Source organism: Ruegeria sp. CDSA221 (assembly GCF_059611825.1).
On sequence record NZ_JBXWPK010000022.1, the window covers coordinates 23,446 to 29,517 of the forward strand.

8 protein-coding genes and 1 pseudogene are annotated in these 6,072 nt (G+C 51.1%); 3 read left to right on the top strand and 6 right to left on the bottom strand.

The features are described 5' to 3' along the window. Positions 1 to 39: 39 nt before the first annotated feature. Positions 40 to 738 carry a histidine utilization transcriptional repressor HutC gene (hutC, locus tag AC2FJ5_RS20585; RefSeq protein ID WP_496774855.1) on the top strand — a complete coding sequence of 233 codons (699 nt, stop codon included), beginning with the start codon at positions 40 to 42 and terminating at the stop codon, positions 736 to 738. Positions 739 to 784: 46 nt separating this feature from the next. Here the strand turns inward: hutC and AC2FJ5_RS20590 are convergent, their stop codons facing one another. Further along, on the bottom strand, positions 785 to 1,537 hold the full coding sequence (locus AC2FJ5_RS20590; RefSeq protein WP_496774856.1) for a creatininase family protein: 753 nt from the start codon (positions 1,535 to 1,537) through the stop codon (positions 785 to 787). A 170-nt stretch (positions 1,538 to 1,707) separates the two neighbouring features. Here AC2FJ5_RS20590 and AC2FJ5_RS20595 point away from each other — a divergent pair, with 170 nt between their 5' ends. Then, on the top strand, positions 1,708 to 2,043 hold the full coding sequence (locus AC2FJ5_RS20595; RefSeq protein WP_496774857.1) for a carboxymuconolactone decarboxylase family protein: 336 nt from the start codon (positions 1,708 to 1,710) through the stop codon (positions 2,041 to 2,043). A gap of 75 nt (positions 2,044 to 2,118) precedes the next feature. Here the strand turns inward: AC2FJ5_RS20595 and AC2FJ5_RS20600 are convergent, their stop codons facing one another. Both AC2FJ5_RS20600 and AC2FJ5_RS20605 read right to left on the bottom strand, forming a co-directional pair. Further along, positions 2,119 to 2,889, bottom strand: coding sequence for an amino acid ABC transporter permease (locus AC2FJ5_RS20600; RefSeq protein ID WP_496774858.1), 771 nt, complete (start codon positions 2,887 to 2,889; stop codon positions 2,119 to 2,121). 11 nt (positions 2,890 to 2,900) lie between these two features. After that, entirely contained in the window at positions 2,901 to 3,650 is a 750-nt protein-coding gene (locus tag AC2FJ5_RS20605) for an amino acid ABC transporter ATP-binding protein (RefSeq protein ID WP_496774859.1), read from the bottom strand. A 139-nt stretch (positions 3,651 to 3,789) separates the two neighbouring features. Between AC2FJ5_RS20605 and AC2FJ5_RS20610 the strand changes: the two genes are divergently transcribed. Beyond that, on the top strand, positions 3,790 to 4,578 hold the full coding sequence (locus AC2FJ5_RS20610) for a transporter substrate-binding domain-containing protein (protein ID WP_496774860.1): 789 nt from the start codon (positions 3,790 to 3,792) through the stop codon (positions 4,576 to 4,578). 80 nt (positions 4,579 to 4,658) lie between these two features. Here the strand turns inward: AC2FJ5_RS20610 and AC2FJ5_RS20615 are convergent, their stop codons facing one another. The 3 genes and pseudogenes from AC2FJ5_RS20615 to AC2FJ5_RS20625 all read right to left on the bottom strand — a co-directional run. Then, positions 4,659 to 4,835 (bottom strand): hypothetical protein, encoded by a 177-nt coding sequence (locus AC2FJ5_RS20615; protein ID WP_496794445.1) that lies wholly within the window; start codon positions 4,833 to 4,835, stop codon positions 4,659 to 4,661. A gap of 180 nt (positions 4,836 to 5,015) precedes the next feature. After that, positions 5,016 to 5,753, bottom strand: coding sequence for a hypothetical protein (locus tag AC2FJ5_RS20620; RefSeq protein ID WP_496787626.1), 738 nt, complete (start codon positions 5,751 to 5,753; stop codon positions 5,016 to 5,018). Positions 5,754 to 5,843: 90 nt separating this feature from the next. After that, positions 5,844 to 5,993, bottom strand: a pseudogene (locus tag AC2FJ5_RS20625) (IS3 family transposase); the annotation flags it as partial. Positions 5,994 to 6,072: the final 79 nt, after the last annotated feature.

Consider the following 6,072-nt stretch of genomic DNA (forward strand, 5'->3'; position numbering starts at 1 on the left):
TTATAACGATAAATTTATACATATGGAGGAGAAACCAACTTGAACTCGCGCAAAAAGAGCTATCGAGATATTAAGGCAGAAATACTTGCTCGGATTCGCGACAAATCTTGGAAACCAGGCGCCCTAGTTCCTGGAGAAACTGATCTCGCAGAGCAGTTTGGATGTGCCCGTGCAACGGTCAACAGAGCTATGAGGGAGCTGGCAGAGGAAGGGTATCTGGATCGCAAGCGAAAAGCAGGCACGCGCGTCAATCCAAACCCTGTCCGAAATGCGAAATTCGCCATACCGCTCATTCGGGCTGAAATCGAAGATACCGGTTCAGAATATCGCTACAGCCTTGTTACGCGCGAAATTTTACCCGCACCGGAATGGCAGCGGGCGCGGCTCGGCCTCAAAGAAAAGGATCGCGTTCTTCACTTGCGATGCATGCACTATGCTGGCGGCACGCCATTTCAGTTTGAGGATCGCTGGATCAGCATCAATGCAGTCCCAGAAGTCGAAAACGCCGATTTTCAAGATTCAGGACCTAACGAATGGTTAGTCAAAGAAGTTCCATATACGGATGTCGAAATCCGTTTTTTTGCCAGTTCCGCAGATCAATCTTTGTCAGAGTTTCTCATGGTTAGGGACGGTGAAGCCATATTCGTTGCTGAACGCACGACATGGCTCGATGGGGTTCCGGTGACTTTCGCGCGCATGAGCTTTGGTCGCGGATATTCCATGACGGCGCGCCTTTAGACGCTATTGTTGAGGGAACAAACTATTCCCCATCATAAGCTGCGTCTTATCCCGAACCTTTTGCCAGCAATTGTAAGCTGAATGCGTCAAAATCTTGGGACACTGCAGCGGCAGCCAAATCAAAAAGCCGCTGACCATCTTCCTTGTTTGCCAACGCCGAGTGGGATCCGACCCGACCATCTGGAAACATTTGCCGATGCTCGTCCGGCGGGCCATGTCGATCACCAGCATGGGTGCGGATGAATTCTTTGGATAGCTTTTGTGGTGCCTCTTCTGCACCACTGTGGACAATGCCAGTTCGTGCTTGGCTGACAGCGACTTCTGACGGTGTTGCGTGCATGCCTTCCCATTCACCATAAAGCGATGAGCGCAGTGCATTGACCTCGGGAAACTCCCACCAGCTGCGCAGTTGGAATGACACCTGGTCCAGCTTGGTGATGACGGTTCTAAGCGGCTCAAGGTTGGCTCCATGGCCATTCAGGATATAGATTTTTCGAAACCCGTGGTGTGCAAGGGCGGAAAAGACCTGTTCGCACAGCGCCTCAAAGACGGATCGGTCAACCGAAACCGTGCCGGGAAAACCCATATTGAAAGGGGCAGGGGTGTACGGAATTTCAGGCGCTACGATTGCGCCAGATTTGGTCGCCGCCTGCTGTGCAATTTCCCGGGCGCAAATTGTGTCTGTCCCAATAAGACCTATTGGCCCGTGCTGTTCGGTCGAGCCAACTGGGATCATGATTGAGTCTACATCTTCAAGATAGCGTTCTACTTCCTGCCAAGTCATTGCCTCTAGCTTCATTTCGTCATTCCTCTATTGAGCAGTGCGCGCGATCATTCGCTTTTATTGTCTTGCCAGAAACGGCTGTGCTAATTGCAGGGCCGTACTGAAACTATATGCTTGTGGATAAATATATCAAACATATATAATATAACTCTATACATAAACAACACTCTGCTATGGAGAACCTGATGAGCTGGAAAATCTTCCTGAATGACACGGTAAAACGCCTTGGCGAATTTCAGAAAAACGCACCCGAGACGTTTGCGGGGTTTGACAAGATGGGGTCCCCGGCAAAGAACGATGGGCCGCTGTCCGAAAAAGTCAAAGAGCTGATCGCCTTGGGCATCGCCATTTCAACGCGCTGCGAAAGCTGTATTGGATTTCATACAAGGTCCCTTGTGCGCATGGGCACCACACGTGAAGAGTTCATCGATGCGTTGACAATGATCAGCTATATGGGGGGCGGACCCTCGATTGCATTCAGCGCAAAGGCGCTAGAGGCTTTCGATGAATTCTCTGTTTGAGCTGTGTCACATTTGGCTTCTCGGCGTCCCCGGGGTGGCTCAGGAGTGCGCGACATACGCGCACTCTACTGTTTATTAGGCCGCTTCGTTTGATCCCATCTTACGCTCCAGCCAGCGCACGAAGGCGCTGATGATCAGGACAAGGATAAGATATTCCAGGATCAACAGAGAGTAGATTTCCAGCGGCCGATACTCCGACACCACCAGTTCATTTGCGCGCCGTGTCAGTTCTTGCATGCCAATCACAGAGGCAAAGGCGGACATTTTGACGATATAGATGAACTGGTTCGCAAGAGGTGGCAAAATGCGTCGAATTGCCTGAGGCAGAATAACATAGCGCATGGTCTGAAAGTAATTGAGTCCGACTGTTTGTGCTGCTTCGGATTGACCTTTTGGGATAGATTGGATGCCGGATCGATAGATCTCCGCAGTGAATGCACTATCTGAAATCACCAACGTAATGATCGCACCCCAAAATGGATCAATTGCAACGGTGAACCCTAGAATTGATCCCAGTACAACCGGTAGGCCGTAGAAAACCCAGAAAAGCAAAGGGAGCAAGGGGATCGCGCGGACAAATTCAATATATAGGCGCGAAGGTAAACGCAGGATGCGTTTGTTACTCATACCTGGTAGAGCCACAATCAGACCCAGGATCATCGACAAAACTGCCGCAATGATCGACATCTGAATTGTTGTGCCCATCCCGCTGAACAGGAATTTGACGTTAATCCAGCCAGCCTCGTTGGTTGGATCAATGACGTACCAGCCCCATGTGCCGGGTGCGGAATTGCATCCGGGCAGCACAAATAAGAGGCAGAAGAATGTGAGTAATTTGAGGTTCATGTCTTCGCTCCCTAGTGCTGCAAAATCTGATCCAGAAATTGTCGGCACCGTTCTGATTTTGGCGATGTAAAGAAATCTTGTGGCTTGCCTGTTTCAACAACTTGACCATGATCCATAAAGACCATCCGATCAGCCGCTTTGCGCGCGAACCCCATTTCATGCGTGACGCAGATCATTGTCATGCCATCTTCGGCGAGGCCAACCATAACGTCGAGAACTTCGTTGATCATTTCCGGGTCAAGCGCCGAAGTTGGTTCATCGAACAACATGATCTTTGGTTGCATGCAAAGGGATCTGGCGATCGCGACCCTCTGCTGCTGACCTCCAGAAAGCTGTATCGGGCGTTTGTGAGCCTGCTCTGGAATGCGCACTCGTTCCAGATAGGACATAGCAATCTCTTCAGCTTCTTTTTTAGATTTCTTCAGTGCGATGGTTGGGCCAAGCATCAGATTCTGTAAAATGGTCAGGTGGGGGAAAAGATTGAATTGCTGGAACACCATGCCAATTTCGGAACGAATGCGCTCGATGGAACTCTTATCTTCTTCCAACTTAATTCCGTTCACTTTGATTGTGCCGGTCCCATGGGTCTCAAGGTGGTTTATGCATCGGATCAAAGTTGACTTGCCGGATCCGGACGGTCCGCAGACAACAATTTTCTCACCCTCAGAGACGTTCAATGAAACCTCTTTTAGGACATGGAAGTCGCCATACCACTTATTGAGGTCTTTGACTTCGATTGCATCGACATCACTACTTGCCATGTGCGCCTCCATTAAACTATCTCTATTCATATTTTGTATGCACATTATCTTTACAGGCGCAACATAAAAGGGCAAGGTATATGTTCCACATACATAATCAACGATCAAAAACACTAAGGTTGACAGCAAGGAGGACGACATGAGGAAACTCATTAAGACTGGACTAACCGCAGCACTGGTGGCATTTTTCGGGTCTCCGGTAGTAGCACAGGATTCGGGAAGATCAGCTCTGACCGACATTCTTGAATCGGGTACGCTCATGGTAGGCACGACGGGAGACTGGAACCCGATGTCCGTGAGAAACCCTGCCACCAATACATTTGAAGGCTATGATATCGACGTAATGAAGCAGCTCGCTGCCGATCTCGATGTAGAGCTCGAATTTGTGCCAACAGACTGGAAGACCCTTGTGAATGGAGCGGTGGCCGGCAACTATCATTTGACGGGTTCCGCATCTATTAGCCCCGCGCGCATGAAGGCTGCTGGGTTCTCTGAAAGTTACATCGATGTTGAAATTTTACCCTTCACAACCGCAGACAAGATTGACCGCTTTGACGGTTGGGATTCAATTGATCAACCGGACGTCAAAGTAGCGGCGACACTGGGCACTACGTTTGAACGGCAGGTCAAAGCATGGTTCCCGAATGCAGATATCAAAATCGTGGAAGCACCCGCATTGGGCCACCAAGAAGTGATTTCGGGACGTGCGGATGTTTTTGTAACGTCCAACATTGAAGGCTCAACGCTTGTGACTAAATTCCCGAACGTGCGTCAGATCCAAGTTGAGGAACCTCGCTCAAAAACACCAATTGCGATGATTCTACCGCAAGGAGATCAGGTGTGGATCAACTACGTCAACAACTGGATCAAGCTGAGAAAATCCCAGGGGTTTTTCGACGAAGTCGCTGCTCGGTGGGGTCTGAACTAAACAAATGGGTCAGGCACTTTATATGCCTGACCTCGCCAAATAATAACTAGCTTTGACGTTGTTGTGTCTGACGTCAGCGCTTAGAGGAACCAGCAGCCGCGTTCGCGCAGGGCGTGGGCAGGCTCTTTGTTTCGAAGCGTGGCGAGATTGTCGAGGATGACCACGGTGCCCGGCGCGATCTCAGGGATCAGCACTTGGCGGATGTAGGCGGCGAAGGCAGGACCGTCTATTGCGCCCTTGATGACCCACGGAGCCATCAGTGCATCTTGGGTCAGGCCCGCGATCAGGGTTTGTGTCCCCAAACATCCAAAAGGGGCGCCCCTCGTTCGGGTAACGATCTCTTTTGCGCTCCCACAGGACCGGAGATCCTTTGGCTTCTTTTTTGGGTTAGGCGGGATTTGGGCAAGCCAAACGCCACCCGACGTCAGGGGGAATGCTCACTGCTCGGTAGTGATTGCTGACACATCCACCAGATACATCTGCCGTGCCCCTTCATGCACGGAGTCAATGCAGACCGTGTTGTTGCCATGGCTCCAGCGCGGGTGAAGGTCGCAGCGGTTGTGCTTACCCAGATCGGGCGGCGTGTAGAACGACCCAAGGTCATGCCGTGCTCCGGTCTTCGTATCGAACAAAAACAGGACGCGCTCGTTCGTGTCGGCATCGGGATAGGTGTCGGACAGGATCCAGCGCCCGCCACTGGAATAGGTCATGTGCCCGTTTTCAGTCAGGATGCCCGGCCCAATGACATCCACCTTGCCTGTCGTGTCATCGTATAGATGATAATGGATTGCCCCGTCATGTGGCCCCCATACGATCACCTCATTGTCCGATTTCCACATCGGGTGTGAGATTTGGTATTCCGACTTTTCATAATCGAACGTCCCTACCGTATTCGGGTCAAAACCGTCGGCGAGTTGCGGCAACGGGTGGTCCGAGCATTCAAGCATGTGCAAATCCGTCCCGTCGCCGTTCACGGTATAGAGGCGGTGCAGGAAGCATGTCTCGTCCTCGACCCGTTCAGTCCAGCGGTGGATAAATAGGAAGCGTGAACCGGATGGGTTGGCCTCAAGATGAGTGATCCAATGGATGGCCTTGTCCATCGACGGTGTCGGCTGATGGGTTTTGAGCTGCGCAAGGCTGAGGATCAGACGGTATTCACCAGACGCGACGTCCATTCGGTAGATGCCATCATGTCCGTCGTCAGGTTTTTTGGAACCACTGGCATCCTAAACTAAGAGAGGGTTTGTCTCATCTTGTTGGTTTGATTATGCGGCTTGCTGGCGGTGATGCAAGCGGCGTGCCTCGAGCGTCTTTTGTTTGATCCTTTCTCGTTGTTGCAGAATGGCTTTGTCGCGTCCGAAGTAGACGTCAGCAGGTGTGACGTTGTTGATGCTCTCGTGATACCGCTGATGGTTATTGGACGTGTCGCGGTTTGATGCCGCTCCTTTGATAGCATTTATTGCAGCAAAGGAGACGAACTATGGGATTGAAACG

What these genes read in the sequence shown, in the direction of transcription:
- AC2FJ5_RS20590 (WP_496774856.1), bottom strand. Translation starts at nt 1,537, where the DNA reads ATGAAGCTAGAGGCAATGACTTGGCAGGAAGTAGAACGCTATCTTGAA.
- AC2FJ5_RS20595 (WP_496774857.1), top strand. Translation starts at nt 1,708, where the DNA reads ATGAGCTGGAAAATCTTCCTGAATGACACGGTAAAACGCCTTGGCGAA.
- AC2FJ5_RS20600 (WP_496774858.1), bottom strand. Translation starts at nt 2,889, where the DNA reads ATGAACCTCAAATTACTCACATTCTTCTGCCTCTTATTTGTGCTGCCC.
- AC2FJ5_RS20605 (WP_496774859.1), bottom strand. Translation starts at nt 3,650, where the DNA reads ATGGCAAGTAGTGATGTCGATGCAATCGAAGTCAAAGACCTCAATAAG.
- AC2FJ5_RS20610 (WP_496774860.1), top strand. Translation starts at nt 3,790, where the DNA reads ATGAGGAAACTCATTAAGACTGGACTAACCGCAGCACTGGTGGCATTT.
- AC2FJ5_RS20615 (WP_496794445.1), bottom strand. Translation starts at nt 4,835, where the DNA reads ATGGCTCCGTGGGTCATCAAGGGCGCAATAGACGGTCCTGCCTTCGCC.
- AC2FJ5_RS20620 (WP_496787626.1), bottom strand. Translation starts at nt 5,753, where the DNA reads ATGGACGTCGCGTCTGGTGAATACCGTCTGATCCTCAGCCTTGCGCAG.